Here is a 15279-nt window from a genome sequence, read left to right as displayed (position 1 = left end):
CCGTTAGGACCGGCATAGGCCGAAGACTGGCGAGGCGACGGCGGGTCCGGCGCATCCTGACCCTGCGTCGCCTTCGATGCGCCGGCCGTCCAGTGCCGCCTCGGCGACCACCTGCTGACCAGGTCGAATCCTCAGCTGTGGACGGCGCCCTCATTCACGCGGATCTGGCGTTCCCGCGACGGCGCGGCCAAAGGCGTCCGCGGCCTTGGCCAAGTGCGCTGGGCTGGCGGCGAACCGCCAGCAGACCAGGGGACTGGGTGGGGAAAACCCCAGCGCCGCCAGCCGCCGAGCGGCTCGCGCGCTCTGGGCGATGCCGGTCACCATGGCTTGGCTCAGGTTCTCGTCGCCGTCGGGAACCAGGCCGCCGTCCAGGATGCTGGGCGCGAAGGCGATCGATTGAGCCCCTAGCAGCATGGCGGTGTCGAAGGTGCGGCGGGTGGCGTTCGCCAACACTTCCGGTGCGAACTCGCTTGGCTCGCCTAGGCCGACGACCAGGATCGCGCCGGACATGATCGGCGCGGGCGGGTGGCGAATGAGGATCGAGCTCGAGGCCGCGCCCGTGAAGACGCCCTCGTCCCGCAGGCGGGTCGGAACCCTTTGCAGGGCGCGGTCCAGATGCTCCATGCCCCCGGCCAGGCGCGACACCTCTCGCGTGAAGAGGCCCGCAACCGCCAGGTCGACGGCCGCGGTGACGGCGTCGACGGCGGCCACCTCGATGTCGATGCCCGCCACGCGTCCAACCCAACGGCGCTCTGGTCCCGTCATGTCCGGGGCGCGATCCGGCAGGAGGAGCTTGCGGTCGACAGGGCCGAGCGTCGGCGCACCAAAGCCTAGCCTTCCCAGGGGGCGAGGAAGTCGAGCAACAGGCGATTGACCTCCTCGGGACGCTCTTCCTGCGGGAGGTGTCCGCAGCGCTGGATCGCCGCCGTCCGCAGGTCAGAGGCCATTTCCGCCCAGATCGCGGCCATGTCGAACATCTCGCCCACCGCGTAGAAATTGGCGCCCCACAGCGACAGCGTCGGCGCGGAGATCTTCACGTCGGCGTCCACTTGGTCCTGGGCCAGATCCTCGGCGTTGGCGCGATAGTCCAGCATGGCGCCATGCACCGCGCCGGGGCGCCGATAGGCCGCCACGTAGGTGTCGAAGGCCTCGCCCGAGATCGCGTGGGGATCGTAGCACCAGTCGGAGAAGAAGTGACGAAGCCACAGATCCTCACGCCCGGCGATCAGCGCCTCGGGGAGATCGGGAACTAGGTGGAAGAGGAAGAACCAGTAGGCCTTGGCCACGGCGGGCTTCATCTCGCGCGCGACAATTCGCGTGGGCACATTGTCCATCACCACCAGGCGATCGATCAGGCCAGGATGGTCCTTGGCGAACCGGGTGGCGACGCGGGCGCCGCGATCGTGGCCGACAATGGCGGCCTTCTCGATGCCGAGCTCGGCCATCAGCGCGCGAACGTCATTGGCCATGGTGCGCTTGTCGTAACCGGTCGAGGGTCTGTCGGTCTCGCCGTAGCCACGAAGATCGGGCGCTATGACGCGATATTTCGCGGCCAGAACCGGGATCTGGTAGCGCCAGGCGTAGGAGGTCTCGGGAAAGCCGTGCAACAGGATCACCGGCGGGCCCTCGCCCGCCGCCAGATAGTGCTGGCGAATGCCGTTGGCGCGTACGGTATGGCTTTCGGCTTGAATCATCGTGTTCATCCAGGGCGGCGTGGAGGTCACGCCTTGGGAAAGTAGAAGCGGCCCGACGCCGTCGAAATCTTGGCCGCCGGGTGGCGGCCAGGGCTTGCTTCAATCTCTGCAAATTTGCTCCGGGCGCCGGTAAACGACCTCAGTGGCCGTCAAAGCGCCGCCGCTGGCGCCCTGAATCATCGCCGCGCTGAACGCGCCGGTGACGTGCGCCGTGAAAAGACCCTGCAGCGCCAGAAACCCCGCCGTGTCGACAGAGCCGCCGTTGAAGCTCATCACCAGCGGCAGGCTGAGGGATCGGGCCATGGTCACCATCCAAACTTAAGTTCGACGCCGAGGTAGTCGCTGTCACGGCCGCCGACATCGCGGATGGACCGGCCGACCTCGTAGTGGACCGCCTCGATCAGGCCGGTCAGATGCGCGTTGAAGACATAGTCGGCGTGGACCTGGCCGTAGGCGCCCGTCCAGCGTCCGCCGACCCCCGCCGAACCGGGGAGGGCGATGTTGGGCGCCGTGTAGATCGCGTCTCGGGTCGTCTGGCGCCATTGACCCGCCACGGCCATCTGCACCGAGAGCCTGGCGTTGGGCTTGACCGTCACCGACGGGCGAACGTGCGTCAGGTTGACGTAACCGGTGTAGGCGGCCTTGGTGAAATAGACGCCGTTGGGGAAGAGCGGGTTGAAGGTCTCGACCTTGCCGTCGCCCTTGTGGCGATCGCCGCTGGCCGCGTCGATCTGAAGGCCCAGGCGCGGCGTCCAGGTCACGTTCTCGAGCGTGTATCCGCCGATGGCGCCCAGCGCCCAGGCGCGGACCTGGCTTGGCCCCACCGAGCCGCGCTGGGCCATGCCCTCCACGTCCCAGTCCAGCGCCCCGACCGTGCCGGCGTAGCGCGCGTCGAAGACATCGCGGTCCTCTTCGCCCGCGGCGTCGCCATAGCGGGCCGAGGAGCGCGCATAGCGCGCGTAGTAGGCCGACAGCTCGTTGGTCCCCAGGACATGGCGCTCGACGCGCAGCATGTCGAAGCGGAAGTGGCCGCTGGAGGTGTCATCGAAGGCCTTGTTGTCGGCGTACTGCACCGGCTGGCTCAGAAAGCCGAGGATCCGCCACGGACCGGTCTCCCAATCGGCCCACACCGCGTCGAACGATTGCCGCACGGCGGGTCCGTCCCGCGAGGAGATGAACCGCTGCTTGTCGAACGCCATGTCCTGGCGCCCGACCCTGGCCTTGAACGTCCCTTGGGCGGTGGTGTTCTCATAGGCGACGAAGGCCAGGCGCAGGTCGAGCCGGTTCTGGTCGGCGCCGCCGCGCTGGCGCTTTCCGAATGCGCGCACGTCTTCGAGCTGGGTGAAGACCTCCCAGTTCTCGCCCAGCCGGGCGTCAGCATGCGCCTGGAGGCGCTGAAGCACGTAGGTGTCGTCGGATCCGGTGACGCCGAACGCCGCGGCGTTGTTGGTCTCGACGCGTTCACGCAGGGTCGCGCCCAGGGTGAGATATCCGGCGTCGCCCAGCGGCAGATACTTCAGGCGGTCGAGCGGCTCGGTGCGAAGGGCGGGATCGGCCAGGGCCGACCAGTCCTCCTGCCAGCGGTTGGTCTTGATCGCCGGACGGGCAGGCGACTTCACGGCGCTGTCGGCCGTGCTCTCCGACGCGGCCGTCTGCGCATGCGCGCCGCTGGCCAGAGACATGCCGGCGGCGAGCAGAAGTCCCGCGAAGTGATGTCGGGCTGGCGACATGATCAACGCCGCCCGGCGTGGATCTCGGCGATGTAGCCGCCGGGGAAGCTCACCATCGCGCTGCGGCGATCCTGGAGGTCCTGTGGTTCGACCAGCACCTGGACGCCGAGGCTGCGGGCCTTGGCGAGCGTAGCGTTCGAGGTCGGCGACCTCGTAGCCGGTCATCTCGCGACCGTACGGGAACGGCAAGTGGCCGTCGGTGACCATGACGGTCAGCTTGCCGAAATTGGAGCTCACCCGAACCCGGCGGAAGGTCTCCGCGGGACGGCCGATCTCCCGGGCCGAAGCCTTGGCGTCGTCGTAGACGATCCGTCCATGGGAGAAGGCGACGAAGCTCTTGAGAAAGGCGTCCGCGCGGTCCCTCGACACATAGACCCGGTTCTCCGGAAGGGTCTCGAACGCCGGATAGTCCGGCGTCTTCGTGTGCCAGTAGAGCTGGGTGTTGACGCCGCCTGGCCATTGGATCACGGCGTCGCGTCCGATGGGGTCGGGAAAGGGCTCGACGATCACGTCCGCGCCGGTGGCGCGGGCGGCCTTGACCGCCACGTCCATGTCTTCGACCAGATAGCCGGTCCGTTCGGCGCCGAACGGATAGGGCGCGGGCGTCTTGAAGCCGAACAGGGACACGGTCCCGACGGGCGTCTGCAGGAGCTGGGACGTGGTGCTGCTGGGCGTGGGCGTCACCGTGGCGACCACTTGCCGGGTGCTCCTGCCGCCGAAGACGCCGATAAACGCCGCCACGAAGGCGTCGACGTCCTGGGGCGCGACGTAGACATGGGTCGTGTCGTATTGCGGCGCGACGGCGACCATCGGCGTAGCGGCGGGCCGGGCGCTTGCCGCCATGGGCGCGTTGAGCGCCAGAGCGGCGGCCAGAACGAGGGAAGAAAGACGCATGGGAAATCCTGTCGTCAGGCGCGCGCGCCGGCGTCGCGGCCTTTGAGGTCGTGCCAGGCGACGAGCAGAAACCCGCCGACCAGACCCAGATGTTCGAAGAAGCCGTTGGTCGCGGCGAAGCGTTCTGGCGGGGCCATCTCCCAGAACCGGTTGACCAGGAAGGTCGCCATGATGGTGAAACCCGCGAGGCCCAGCGCGCCGAGCCAACGCAGTCGTCCCGCCAGAATGAGCGCCGAGGCGCCGATCTCCAGGACGATGACCGCCGCGGCTAGAGGCGCGGCCGGCGCGAGGCCGAAATGCTCCATCTCGACCAGGGCGCTCGGGAAGTCGAAGGCCTTGGTCAGCCCGCCCTGCAGATACGCCGCGCAGAGGCCGAGCAAGGCGATCCATCGCACCCAAGGCGCGAGGTAGGCGTCCCGCGCTCGGCCAAGAAGGGCGGGGGTGTCCATGGTCATACCGCCCAGCAGCCGCAGCCCATGGCGCCCCAGAAGGAGCGCGCGTCGCTGGTCGGCGCCGCGCGGGTATAGGCCGAAGCGTGGTCGTGTCCGTGGACGTTGCAGCGGCTGGCGCAGCCGCAGGCGCTGGCGAGAGCCCGGGCGTGGCCGCGCGAGCGGTCCTGATAGCCGCCGAAGGTCCGCACCGGCGACCAGTCGGGCATCGGCGGGGGGAGAACCGGCGCGAGCTTGGTGAAGTCGCCTTCGCCGTGGACGATCTTGCCGCCCAGCAGGGTCAGCACCGACGACAGGTGCGGGATCTCGTCTTCCGGCACGGTCATGTAGTCGTCGCTGAGCACGGCCAGGTCCGCCAGCTGGCCGACGGCGATCTGGCCCTTCTTGCCTTCCTCGTTCGAGAACCAGGTGTTGGCGGTGGTCCACAGACGCAGGGCCTCCTCGCGGTCGACGCGGTTGGCCGGCGGGTAGAGGCGCGCGCCGCCCACCGTCTTGCCGGTGACCAGCCAGTTCAGCGAGACCCAAGGGTTATAGCTGGCGACGCGGGTGGCGTCGGTGCCGGCGCCGACCGGGATGCCGGCCTTCAGCATCTTGCCGATCGGGGGCGTGGCCTCGGCGGCCTTGGCCCCGTAGCGCTCCATGAAGTACTCGCCCTGGAACGCCATGCGGTGCTGCACGGCGATGCCGCCGCCCAGGGCCGCGATGCGGTCGATGTTGCGATCGCTGATCGTCTCGGCGTGGTCGAAGAACCAGTGCAGGCCGTCGAACGGCATGTCGCGATTGACCTTCTCGTAGACGTCCAGGGCCCGCGAGATGGTCTCGTCATAGGTGGCGTGCAGCCGCCAGGGCCAGCGGTTCTCGACCAGGTGACGGATCACCGGCTCCAGGTCGGTCTCCATGCTTGGTGGCATTTCCGGCCGCTCGACGCGGAAGTCCTCGAAGTCGGCGGCGCTGTAGACCAGCATCTCGCCCGCGCCGTTGTGGCGGTACGTGTCGTCGCCCTGGCCCGGCTTGACCTGCTTGGACCACGACTGGAAGTCCGACAGCTCGGCCTTCGGCTTCTGGGTGAACAGGTTGTAGCTGATCCGCAGGGTCAGCTGGTCGTCGGCGTGCAGCTTCTCGATGATCTCGTAGTCGTCGGGGTAGTTCTGGAAGCCGCCGCCGGCGTCGATCACCCCGGTCACGCCCAGGCGGTTCATCTCGCGCATGAAGTGGCGGGTCGAGTTCAGCTGGTAGTCGGGCGGCAGCTCGGGGCCCTTGGCCAGGGTGGCGTAGAGGATCGTGGCGTTGGGCTGGGCCAGCAGCAGGCCGGTGGGCTCGCCCGAGGCGTCGCGCTGGATCTCGCCGCCCGGCGGGTTGGGCGTGTCCTTGGTGTAGCCGACGGCGCGCAGGGCGGCGCGGTTCAAGAGGGCGCGGTCGTAGAGGTGGAGGATGAACACCGGCGTCTCGGGCGCGGCGGCGTTGATCTCGTCCAGGGTCGGCAGGCGCTTCTCGACGAACTGGTGCTCGGTGAAGCCGCCGACCACGCGCACCCACTGGGGCGGCGGGGTGTTGGCGGCCTGCTTCTTCAGCATGGCCATGGCGTCGGCCAGGGTGGGCACGCCGTCCCAGCGCAGCTCCATATTGTAGTTCAGCCCGCCGCGGATGATGTGCATGTGGCTGTCGATCAGGCCCGGGATCACGCGGCGGCCCGCAAGATCGATGATCGTCGGGTTCGGGCCGGCGGCGGCGCGAACCTCGCCCTCCTCGCCGACGGCGGCGAACCTGCCGTCGCGGACCAGCGCCGCGTCGGCGCGCGGGTTGCTCCGATCCAGGGTGGTGAACTTGCCGTTGATCAGCAGCAGGTCGCTTGCGGCCATAGGGGCGCTCCAAGTCGGGGTTGCAAAGGCGGAAACCAGGGCCGCGGCCATGACCGAGCGGCGCGAGGGCGTCATGTCTGCGACCTCTCGTGCGCGCTCTTGATGGCGGCGGCCTTGGCCTGGGCGAGCGTCGCGCCATCCGGCAGCTTGCCGAACACGTGATGGGTCGCGCCGATGTGGAGGTAGGCGGCCAGCGATCGGCCGGCGATGGCCTCGCGCGCCAGCGGCGCCAGCTGTTCGCCGACCAGCATGCCCAGCAGCCCGACCAGAGCCACGACCGGCGGAGCCGGCGAGCGCACATGCAGCAATCCGTAGATCGCGCCCACCAGCAGGCCGACGCCCAGGGCGACAACATACATCTTCATCGGAACTCTCCCGCGCGGATGGAATGGGAACACGCGCGCGGCCAGCAGGCCGCGCGCCATCGCGGTCAGTGGGCTTCGGAGGCGTTGAACATGGTCCTGGCGTAGATGATGCCCAGGCCGTAACCGCCGCCGTACTTCTTGGCGATGCCGGTGGTCAGGTCGTAGGTCTCGCTGCGGGCCCAGTCCCGCTGAAGCTCCAGCATGTACCTGCAGCGCGGTCATCGGCCGGGCGCCAGCCTGGATCATGCGCTGGACGGCGCGCTCGTGCGCCTCGGCGGAGACGTCGCCGCAGGCGTCGGAGATGAAATAGACTTCATAGCCTTGGGCCAGCGCCGAGAGGGCGGGGCCGACGATGCAGACGCCGGTCCACAGGCCCGCCAGCACGATCCGGTCCTTGCCGATGGCGTTGATCCGGTCGATGACGGCGGCGTCCTCCCAGGTGTTCATCGAGGTGCGGTCCAGCAGCTTCTCGCCTGGGAACGGATCGGTGACTTCCGAGAACATCGGGCCGGAGAAGCTCTTCTCGGCCACGGTGGTCAAAATCGTTGAAACGCCGAAGCCGGCGGCGGCGCTGGCCACCAGGGCGGCGTTGTTGCGCAGGCTGACAGGATCGATCGAGTTGGTCGCAAACGCCATCTGCGACTGGAAATCGATCATGATCAGCGTGTGATCCTTGGGCGAGATCAGTTGAGCGCCCGGCGTGGGGGTGGCCTTGATCGGCATCGGCGGTTCCTTGCTGCGGAAAGAATGGTCCGTCGATACTGTCGCCGAGGCGTTGGGGGGTCTTGTTCCAGTCCACGGCGATTTGGTCTGACTTGATCCGACCGTGACCGTGAACCGCCCGGCTACAGAGGGCCGAGGAATGTTTCCAAGGCTTCCTGGATGGCCTCGGGCGCGCAGGGCTTTTCAAGCACGCGACGCGTAACGCCGGCTTGCTCGTGCACACCCGCATCGGGGAAGGCCGTGATCAGGATGATCGGCAGGCTGGGATGGCTCTCGAACAGCCGGCGGGCCAGGTCCAGGCCCGACATTTGCGGCATGTGGACGTCGGAGATCAGACAGTCCCACTGCGAGGGGTCAAGCTCGAGGAAGGCGATGGCCGAATCGAACGCGCGAACCGACAGCCCGAACGATCGCAACAAGCTCGTCATGCTCGAACGCACCAAGGCGTCGTCGTCGATGAGCGCGATGGCGCGCCGCTGGGTCATGAGCGATCTCGGTATGCGCTCGCCGTGAGCGCAAGAGCTTCACGCCTTAGACCCTGTCGAAACCGGTTCAAACCCCTACACAAGTTTAGGGTGAACTGTGATTTTTTATGCAAACTCCCGGCTCGGCGGGCGTTGGCCGCCGGCTCCAGGGCAGCGCCTCGGCGCCGCAAAGGGCCGCTCGCCGGCAGCCTTCAGGGGCGCGCGCAAACCGTTGTGGAGCCCGCCGGAGGCGGTCGTATCGCGTTTGCGCGCGCCGACAAGACTTCCTGATACTCGCCGCGCCCTCGGCCAGCCTGCAAAATATTGCAATTGGACAATCAGGCCAAATCCGTCCGACGGCGCGCCGCTATGCGAACACCCCCAGAAGCACGGTCACGGTCGCGATCGAGACGATGGTCGAAAGCAGAACCCCGTTGGCGACGATCGCGCCATCCCGCTGATAGAGGTCTGCGACCATGTAGGGACCTGTTCCCGTGGGAAGGGCCGCCAGGATGACCGCGATCGCCAGGTCGCCGGGCGGGAGCGGCAGGAGGTAGCGTCCTAGAAGCCAGGTCGCCGCCGGCTGCCCGATCAGCTTGGCCGCCACGAGCGGCGTGACCACCGGCCAGGCGATCTTGCCGGGCGAACCGGCCAGGAACAGGCCCAGGGAGACCAGCGCGGCGGGGCTGGCGGCCGAGGCCAGCAAGGTCAGGAACCGATCGATCCCGGCCGGAAGCGTCCAGCCCGAAGCCAACATCAGGCCGCCGGCGATCGGCGCGATGACGATGGGATTCTTGCCCAGGGCAAGCGTGACCTTGGCCGTAATGCTCAAAGCGCTGCCCTTGGCGGCGGAACCTGCCTCAACCACGACCAGGGCGACAGCGAAGAGCAGGCAGACGGTGATGATCGAGGCGATGCTGGCCGGCACCATGCTGGTCGGGCCGAACGCCGCTCCAAGAAGCGGGAAGCCGATGAAGCCGACATTGGCGTAGCCGGCCGTAAGTCCGTCGACCGAGGCATCCGCTGCGGCGGCGCCGCTCGCCATCCTGAACGCGGTGGTCGCGCAGAAGACCAAAAGACAGCCCAGGCCGAAGACCGCGATGAACCCGGGTCGGTAGAGCTCACTCCACTGGGCCTTGGCGATGATGTCGAACATCAAGGCCGGCAGAGCGAGCCAGACGACGAAGCGGTTGAGCTCGCGCGCGGCGGTCGGTCCCAACCAGTTCAGGCGGCGCGCACCCCAGCCCGCGACGATCAGCGCGAAGATCGGCAGGACGATGGTCGCCAGGGCGGTCACGCGGTCGCGCCAAGTTCGGTGGCGATGTCGAATCCCGACTTGAGCGCCAGGGTCACGGGCGTGCGTTCGACGATATCGCGCAAGCGCGACAGCGCCGGCTCGTCGAGCGCGCCGACGACCACGACCTTGCGATCGATCAAGGGTCGTTCGCCGCGCAGGTCCAAGGCCAGTTCGACGCGGATTTCGACCGGCGCCCACCCCTTGTGCTCGGCGTACATGCGCAAGGTCGTGCCGGTGCAAGCCACCAGGCCCGCCAAGACCAAGCCAAAGGGGGAAGGCCCCGCGTCGGTTCCGCCCAGGGCGTGGGGCTCATCGGCGACAAGCCTGTGGCCGCCGACGTCGATCATCACCTGGAAGGGCGTGGGGGAGGTCGAGCCTTGGGCGCGAGAGGCCATGATTATTCTCCTTCTCCCCCGCCGTCTTGCGCCCGCGCCGTCGGCGCGTCGTGTCGGCTTTGGCGGTGATTTGGCTGGAATTGGCGCGATGTTCTCGCCTGTCCGCGGGGCCCCATACCAAGGTTGGGGGCTTCACCCCGAAGATTAGGGCCCTGGATTGCCTCGCCTTCTTCCGGCGCCGCGGTCTCTGGCCTGCGGCGGCGCACGCCAAGCCTAGACCCTTGGTATGGATGTCGAGCCAAGGTTCGTCTGGCTAGCCTTGCGGTGTGATCGTCATCGTGGAGAAGCCCGTGACCGAGGCCGAGAACACGTCCTCGCCAGCGCCCGACGCGCCGGCGCTCGAGCCATCCTGGCCCGCGTCGCAGCCGAGCAGGCCCACGCGTCGCGCGGTCCTTGCCGCCGGTGTTGGACCCCTCGCGGTCGGAGGCATGGCCGGCATGGTCAGCGGGTGCGCGCCTTCGGCGGCGCCGCAGCTCGATGACCGAGAGCCACAGTTTTTCACGCGCGCGGAATGGCGTTTCGTCAATGCGTGGGTCGACCGCCTTATTCCGCCTGACGCGACCGGACCCGGCGCGATCGAGGCAGGTGTTCCGGGCTTCATCGACCTGCAACTGGCCGGTCCTTACGGCGCGGGCGCTTACTGGTACATGAGCGGCCCCTTCCACCCGGACGCGCCGGCCACGCTCGGCTATCAGCATCCCCATACGCCGCGCGCGCTGTATCGCCAGGCGATCGCGGGCCTGGACGCTGATGTCCGCCGGCGTCACGGCAAAGCCTTCGCCGCGCTCTCCCCGGATGCGCGCGACGCCTACCTGAAACTCGTCGAAGCCGACGGCGTGGGTCTCGAGGGCGTCTCGGCCTCCGCATTCTTCGACCTGGCCTGGCGCAACACCCGGGAAGGGTACTTTTCCGACCCGATCCACGGCGGCAATCGCGGCATGGCCGCCTGGCGCATGGTCGGGTTTCCGGGCGCGCGGGCCGACTTTACCGACTGGATGGACAAGCCCGGCGCGCCCTATCCGCTGGGCCCGGTCTCGATCGGCGGGCGCAAGTTCGGATGAGCCCACGTCCCAAACCCGTCGACGCGGTGATCATCGGCTATGGCTGGACCGGCGCGATCATGGCCAAGACCCTGACCGATGCGGGTCTTTCCGTCGTGGCCCTCGAGCGCGGACCCATGCGCGACACAAGCCCCGACTTTTCCTATCCCCAGGTGGCTGACGAACTTCGACACGGGATCCGGGGCGAGTACTGGCAACCGCTGGCCCGGGAGACCGTGACCATCCGCCATCGCCTCGATCAGGAGGCCGTTCCCTATCGCCAATACGGCAGCTTCGTGCTCGGCAACGGGGTCGGCGGAGCGGGGACGCATTGGAACGGCCAGCAATGGCGCGCTTCGCCCGAGGATCTGCGATTTCGCAGCCACGTTCTGGAGCGCTACGGCGCCCAGGCCATCGGGCCGGACATGACCATCCAGGACTATCCCGTCACGTTCGAGGAGCTGGAGCCGCACTTCGACCACTTCGAGAAGGTGGCGGGCGTCTCGGGGCGCGCGGGCAATCTGCGCGGAACCCTGATGCCGGGCGGCAACCCCTTCGAGGGTCCGCGCAGCGATGCGTTTCCAAATCCGCCTGTCGCCGACATCGAAAGCTCGATCCGCTTCGCAAGGGCGGCGCGAGAGCTTGGCTACAACGCCTTTCCGATGCCCGCGGCCAACGCCTCGCGCGCCTATACCAATCCCTATGGGGTGCGCATGGGGCCCTGTAACCTCTGCGGCTTTTGTGAACGGTTCGGCTGCTTCCTCTATTCCAAGGCCTCGCCGCAGACGACCATCCTGCCGATCCTGAAGCACCGCACGAACCTGGAGGTGCGCCCCAACGCCCAGGTCACCCGCATCCTGCTGGACAGCGACGGCAAGCGCGCCGTCGGCGCGGCCTATGTCGACGAGAAGGGCGATCTGATCGAGCAGCGCGCCGATCTGGTGATCCTCTCGGCCTTCCAGATGCACAACGTGCGTCTCCTGCTGCTGTCGGGGATCGGCGAGCCCTATGATCCGGCCACCGGCAAGGGCGTGGTGGGCAAGAACTACGCCTACCAGATGGTCTCGTCGGTCTCGGCCTATTTCGACAAGGACGTCCACCTGAACCCCTTTATCGGGGCTGGAGCTGGCGGCCAGCAGGTGATCGACGACTTCAATTCCGACCACTTCGATCACACCGGCCTCGGCTTCATCGGCGGCTCGTTGATCTTCGCCGGCGCCACGGGCGCGCGACCTATCGAGCAGATGAACCTGCCGCCGGATGCGCCCCGCTGGGGGGCTGGCTGGAAGGCGGCCGCGGCCGCACACTATGGCCACAGCATGAGCGTGGCGACGATGGGCGCGGTGATGTCCTACCGCGACGCCTATCTCGACCTGGATCCCACCTATCGCGACGCACTCGGCCAGCCGCTGCTGCGCATGACCTTCAACTGGCATGAAAACGAGTACCGGCTGGCGGCCCACGCCAACGCCAAGGCCAGGTCCATCGTCGAGGCCATGAAGCCCAAGTCGATCGGCGTCAACTTGATCAAGCCCGGCGAGAACTACGACGTGCGCCGCTATCAGTCGACCCACACCACGGGCGGCGCGATCATGGGCGCCGATCCCGCGACCAGCGTCATCAATCGCTACTCCCAGTCCTGGGACGTGCCAAACCTCTTCGTGATGGGCGCCAGCGCCTTCCCGCAGAACCTCGGCTACAATCCGACCGGCCTCTTGGCGGGTCTGGCCTATTTCTCGGCCGCCGAGATCCGCGATCGCTATCTGAAGGCCCCCGGTCCGCTGGTGGACGCATGACGCCGATCGCCAAAAAGGCTTGGCTGGTCGGCGGGGCCGCCGCCGTGCTGGGGGGAGCGGTGTTGACCGCGACGGCGCTGTCGGATCGAGCGGCGGGCGACCGCCGCGAGACGCTGTCGCAGCCGGTCACCCCGGCTTTGGTGGCCCGCGGCGCCTATGTCGCCCGGCTCGCCGATTGCGCGGCTTGCCACAGCGTCCCGGACCGTCCCGACTATTCCGGGGGGCTGGCCATGGCGCTGCCCATCGGCAAGGTCATGACCAGCAACATCACCCCCGACAAGACCTACGGCATCGGCGGGTGGAGCTTCGGCGACTTCGATCGCGCCGTCCGCTATGGCGTCAATCGGCGCGATCAGTCGCTTTACCCGGCCATGCCCTACGTCGCTTACGCGCGCATGAGCCGCGCCGACACCGAGGCGCTCTACGCCTATTTCTCCGCCGGCGTGGCGCCCGCCGCCACGCCGGCGCCCAGGAACGAGATCCTCTTTCCGCTCTCGATGCGCTTCCCGCTCACCCTGTGGCGCTGGCTGTTCGCCAAGGCCCCGGAAGCCATCGCCCCGCCGAGCGCTGCCGACCCGGCCGTCGCGCGGGCGCCTACATCGTCGAAGGGCCCGGCCATTGTGGCGATTGCCACACCCCGAGGGGGGCGCCCTGCAGGTCAAGGCGCGCTCGGCCGCCGAAGGACCCGCCTTCCTCGCCGGCGCCAGCATCGATGGCTGGTCCGCGCCGAGCCTGCGGGCAGGCGGGCAAGGCGGCCTTGGCGACTGGACGTCACAGGACATCGCCGACTTCCTGCGTCACGGCGGCAACGCTCGCGGCGCCGCCTTCGGGGCGATGGCGCCGGCCATCGAGCATGGGACAGCCCGCCTGACGCCGGGCGACGCCGAGGCGATCGGTCGCTTCCTGAAATCCCTGCCCAAGCCCCCTGGTCGCGCCTTCGCTTACGATGCGGCCGAGGCGCGCCGCTTGAAGGTCGGTGAGCTGTCCTCGCCGGGAGCGCAGGCCTATCTCGACAATTGCGCGGCCTGCCACCGATCGGACGGCCGCGGCTATAGCGGAGTCTTTCCGCCGCTGGCCGGCAATCCCGCCGTGGTCGACGAGCGCGCCGAGTCGATCGTGCGCATCGCGCTGTTCGGGGGCCAGACACCCTTGACGCCCAGCTCGCCCGCCCAGTTCTCGATGCCGGGGTTTGCCGATCGCCTGGACGATCGCGAAATGGCCCAGCTCCTGACCTATGTTCGCACGAGTTGGGGCAACCAGGCGCGCCCCGTCAGCCGCGGCGAGGTGGCCAGGGTCCGGCGCGCCTCGGCCGGCCGGTAGGCCTTAGCCGCCCTGGACGATCGGGTTGCGCAGGACGCCCACCCGCTCGATCTCGACGGTGCAGATATCGCCCGGCTGCATCCAAAGCGGCGGCTTGCGGGCAAAGCCCACGCCGGCGGGGCTAGCGCCCGACGTTGGAGACCGGCGACCAGATGAAGGTCTTGCCGACCTGGCTGACGCGGCCGACGCCGGGGAAGGCGATATGCGAGGCGGCGACCAGCGCATGATTCCCGCCGGCCTGTTCGTAGAGCGCCTTGCGGGTGGCCGCGGCCTGGGTCGGATCGGTGTCGAAATGGATGGTCACCGCCGGATCGGGGAACTGAACTGCCGCGACGTGAACGATGTCGCCCCAGAAGACGATCGTCTGGCCCTTGCTGACCAGGCGATAGGAGGCGTGCCCGGGAGTGTGACCGGGTGTCGACAGCGCCGTCAGGCCGGGGGACAGGGCTTGGCCGGGCTCGAAAGGCTTGAACCTTCCCGCTGCGATATAGGGGCGAGCGAGGCGGCTGCGCCGTCGAACGCGCCCTTGACGCTTGCATCGGCGCTGGCCTGATGCGCCTTGTCGAGCCAGTAGTCGGCGTCTGCCTTGGCTACGCGCACGGTCGCATTGGGAAAGACGGCTCCGCCGTCGGCCGTCAGTCCGCCGACGTGGTCGGGGTGAAGATGCGTGATCAAGATCTCGTCGATCTGGTCGGGAGCGTAGCCCGCAGCCTTGAGGGAGGCGGCGAGACCCCCCAGGCTTGGACCCAGCAGCGCGCCGGAACCGGTGTCGACGAGAATGCGGCGTCCGCCGACCTCGATGAGGAAAGCGTTGACCGTGGTCTCCGGCGCCGCCGGAAGACCCGCCTTTTGGAGCAACGGCTCGACCACTCCGGGGCGGTCCGCGATCAGAAGTTGGTCGGCGGGGAGAGGAAAGACGCCGTCGCTGAGCGCGACGATGCTGGCCTCGCCGACCTTCAGGCGGAACGTGGCGACCGTGGGCGACGGCTCGGCGGCGGCGCAGAGCGCCGGGACGGCCATCGGCGCCAGGAAGGCGGCGGCGCCGATCAAGAGCGGCAAAATGCGCATGGCGGAAACCTCCATAGGGAAATGCTGAAGCTAATTGGTCTCACGCGGGCGCCCGGCTGGCTTGCTTGTATGAGCGGAGGTTTGGTCCCGCGTGCTGAAAAGCAGCGAGGCGCGGCGGGGAGCGACGGTCTCACGGCCGTCACTTACCGCGCTCGGCGGGCGGCCTGGCCGCCACAGAGGCGGTC

18 protein-coding genes are annotated in these 15279 nt (G+C 68.3%); 4 read left to right on the top strand and 14 right to left on the bottom strand.

The genetic code is table 11. The features are described 5' to 3' along the window. Positions 1-150: 150 nt before the first annotated feature. From ACHMW8_RS04645 to ACHMW8_RS04595, 11 genes are all read right to left on the bottom strand, one after another. A complete protein-coding gene (locus ACHMW8_RS04645) occupies positions 151-732 on the bottom strand; it encodes a M17 family peptidase N-terminal domain-containing protein (protein ID WP_395444893.1) in 582 nt (193 codons plus the stop codon). Positions 733-830: 98 nt separating this feature from the next. Continuing rightward, positions 831-1694: an alpha/beta fold hydrolase gene (locus ACHMW8_RS04640; protein WP_125155165.1), complete on the bottom strand. Its 864-nt coding sequence runs from the start codon at positions 1692-1694 to the stop codon at positions 831-833. A gap of 99 nt (positions 1695-1793) precedes the next feature. After that, on the bottom strand, positions 1794-1997 hold the full coding sequence (locus ACHMW8_RS04635) for a DUF1275 family protein (RefSeq protein ID WP_395444892.1): 204 nt from the start codon (positions 1995-1997) through the stop codon (positions 1794-1796). 2 nt (positions 1998-1999) lie between these two features. After that, positions 2000-4318, bottom strand: a complete 2319-nt coding sequence (locus tag ACHMW8_RS04630) for an alginate export family protein (protein ID WP_395444891.1) — start codon at positions 4316-4318, stop codon at positions 2000-2002. A gap of 14 nt (positions 4319-4332) precedes the next feature. Next, positions 4333-4767: a DoxX family protein gene (locus tag ACHMW8_RS04625; protein WP_395444890.1), complete on the bottom strand. Its 435-nt coding sequence runs from the start codon at positions 4765-4767 to the stop codon at positions 4333-4335. A gap of 2 nt (positions 4768-4769) precedes the next feature. Then, the gene (locus ACHMW8_RS04620) at positions 4770-6626 is read right to left on the bottom strand and encodes an amidohydrolase (RefSeq protein ID WP_395444889.1); all 1857 of its coding nucleotides are present in this window, start codon (positions 6624-6626) and stop codon (positions 4770-4772) included. Positions 6627-6697: 71 nt separating this feature from the next. Further along, a complete protein-coding gene (locus tag ACHMW8_RS04615; RefSeq protein WP_395444888.1) occupies positions 6698-7714 on the bottom strand; it encodes a DUF1427 family protein in 1017 nt (338 codons plus the stop codon). A gap of 122 nt (positions 7715-7836) precedes the next feature. After that, complete coding sequence (locus ACHMW8_RS04610) at positions 7837-8199, bottom strand: response regulator transcription factor (protein WP_395444887.1); 363 nt, start codon at positions 8197-8199, stop codon at positions 7837-7839. A gap of 346 nt (positions 8200-8545) precedes the next feature. Beyond that, on the bottom strand, positions 8546-9475 hold the full coding sequence (locus ACHMW8_RS04605; protein ID WP_395444886.1) for an AEC family transporter: 930 nt from the start codon (positions 9473-9475) through the stop codon (positions 8546-8548). Continuing rightward, positions 9472-9870, bottom strand: coding sequence for an OsmC family protein (locus ACHMW8_RS04600; RefSeq protein ID WP_125155174.1), 399 nt, complete (start codon positions 9868-9870; stop codon positions 9472-9474). The genes ACHMW8_RS04605 and ACHMW8_RS04600 overlap by 4 nt, the downstream gene beginning before the upstream one ends. 253 nt (positions 9871-10123) lie before the next feature. After that, positions 10124-10249 carry a hypothetical protein gene (locus ACHMW8_RS04595; protein ID WP_255414574.1) on the bottom strand — a complete coding sequence of 42 codons (126 nt, stop codon included), beginning with the start codon at positions 10247-10249 and terminating at the stop codon, positions 10124-10126. A 49-nt stretch (positions 10250-10298) separates the two neighbouring features. Here ACHMW8_RS04595 and ACHMW8_RS04590 point away from each other — a divergent pair, with 49 nt between their 5' ends. Genes ACHMW8_RS04590 through ACHMW8_RS04575 form a run of 4 tightly spaced genes read left to right on the top strand, consistent with a single transcriptional unit; the run spans position 10299 to position 14026 of the window. After that, a complete protein-coding gene (locus ACHMW8_RS04590; protein WP_125155175.1) occupies positions 10299-10931 on the top strand; it encodes a gluconate 2-dehydrogenase subunit 3 family protein in 633 nt (210 codons plus the stop codon). Further along, entirely contained in the window at positions 10928-12706 is a 1779-nt protein-coding gene (locus ACHMW8_RS04585; RefSeq protein WP_125155176.1) for a GMC family oxidoreductase, read from the top strand. The genes ACHMW8_RS04590 and ACHMW8_RS04585 overlap by 4 nt, the downstream gene beginning before the upstream one ends. After that, positions 12703-13686: a hypothetical protein gene (locus ACHMW8_RS04580; protein WP_395444885.1), complete on the top strand. Its 984-nt coding sequence runs from the start codon at positions 12703-12705 to the stop codon at positions 13684-13686. The genes ACHMW8_RS04585 and ACHMW8_RS04580 overlap by 4 nt, the downstream gene beginning before the upstream one ends. Then, a complete protein-coding gene (locus tag ACHMW8_RS04575) occupies positions 13673-14026 on the top strand; it encodes a c-type cytochrome (RefSeq protein WP_395444884.1) in 354 nt (117 codons plus the stop codon). The genes ACHMW8_RS04580 and ACHMW8_RS04575 overlap by 14 nt, the downstream gene beginning before the upstream one ends. Before the next feature lie 3 nt (positions 14027-14029). Here ACHMW8_RS04575 and ACHMW8_RS04570 read toward each other — a convergent pair whose 3' ends face one another. From ACHMW8_RS04570 to ACHMW8_RS04560, 3 genes are read right to left on the bottom strand one after another with little or no spacing between them, the layout of a single operon-like run. Continuing rightward, positions 14030-14137 carry a fumarylacetoacetate hydrolase family protein gene (locus tag ACHMW8_RS04570; RefSeq protein ID WP_233586396.1) on the bottom strand — a complete coding sequence of 36 codons (108 nt, stop codon included), beginning with the start codon at positions 14135-14137 and terminating at the stop codon, positions 14030-14032. A 10-nt stretch (positions 14138-14147) separates the two neighbouring features. Beyond that, positions 14148-14471 carry an MBL fold metallo-hydrolase gene (locus ACHMW8_RS04565; RefSeq protein WP_395445895.1) on the bottom strand — a complete coding sequence of 108 codons (324 nt, stop codon included), beginning with the start codon at positions 14469-14471 and terminating at the stop codon, positions 14148-14150. Next, positions 14456-15094 (bottom strand): MBL fold metallo-hydrolase, encoded by a 639-nt coding sequence (locus ACHMW8_RS04560; protein WP_395444883.1) that lies wholly within the window; start codon positions 15092-15094, stop codon positions 14456-14458. Before ACHMW8_RS04560 ends, ACHMW8_RS04565 begins: the two co-directional genes overlap by 16 nt. Positions 15095-15279 lie beyond the last annotated feature (185 nt).

It is taken from the genome of Caulobacter sp. UC70_42 (assembly GCF_044056025.1).
GTDB lineage: Bacteria > Pseudomonadota > Alphaproteobacteria > Caulobacterales > Caulobacteraceae > Caulobacter.
Note: the sequence above shows the minus strand (reverse complement) of the source record. Positions and strands in the feature narration are given on the sequence as shown.

Coding starts and splice junctions, on each gene's coding strand:
- ACHMW8_RS04580 (WP_395444885.1), top strand. CDS start 12,703: ATGACGCCGATCGCCAAAAAGGCTTGGCTGGTCGGCGGGGCCGCCGCC.
- ACHMW8_RS04620 (WP_395444889.1), bottom strand. CDS start 6,626: ATGGCCGCAAGCGACCTGCTGCTGATCAACGGCAAGTTCACCACCCTG.
- ACHMW8_RS04615 (WP_395444888.1), bottom strand. CDS start 7,714: ATGCCGATCAAGGCCACCCCCACGCCGGGCGCTCAACTGATCTCGCCC.
- ACHMW8_RS04630 (WP_395444891.1), bottom strand. CDS start 4,318: ATGCGTCTTTCTTCCCTCGTTCTGGCCGCCGCTCTGGCGCTCAACGCG.
- ACHMW8_RS04635 (WP_395444892.1), bottom strand. CDS start 1,997: ATGGCCCGATCCCTCAGCCTGCCGCTGGTGATGAGCTTCAACGGCGGC.
- ACHMW8_RS04590 (WP_125155175.1), top strand. CDS start 10,299: ATGGCCGGCATGGTCAGCGGGTGCGCGCCTTCGGCGGCGCCGCAGCTC.
- ACHMW8_RS04640 (WP_125155165.1), bottom strand. CDS start 1,694: ATGATTCAAGCCGAAAGCCATACCGTACGCGCCAACGGCATTCGCCAG.
- ACHMW8_RS04560 (WP_395444883.1), bottom strand. CDS start 15,094: ATGCGCATTTTGCCGCTCTTGATCGGCGCCGCCGCCTTCCTGGCGCCG.
- ACHMW8_RS04625 (WP_395444890.1), bottom strand. CDS start 4,767: ATGGACACCCCCGCCCTTCTTGGCCGAGCGCGGGACGCCTACCTCGCG.
- ACHMW8_RS04585 (WP_125155176.1), top strand. CDS start 10,928: ATGAGCCCACGTCCCAAACCCGTCGACGCGGTGATCATCGGCTATGGC.
- ACHMW8_RS04610 (WP_395444887.1), bottom strand. CDS start 8,199: ATGACCCAGCGGCGCGCCATCGCGCTCATCGACGACGACGCCTTGGTG.
- ACHMW8_RS04600 (WP_125155174.1), bottom strand. CDS start 9,870: ATGGCCTCTCGCGCCCAAGGCTCGACCTCCCCCACGCCCTTCCAGGTG.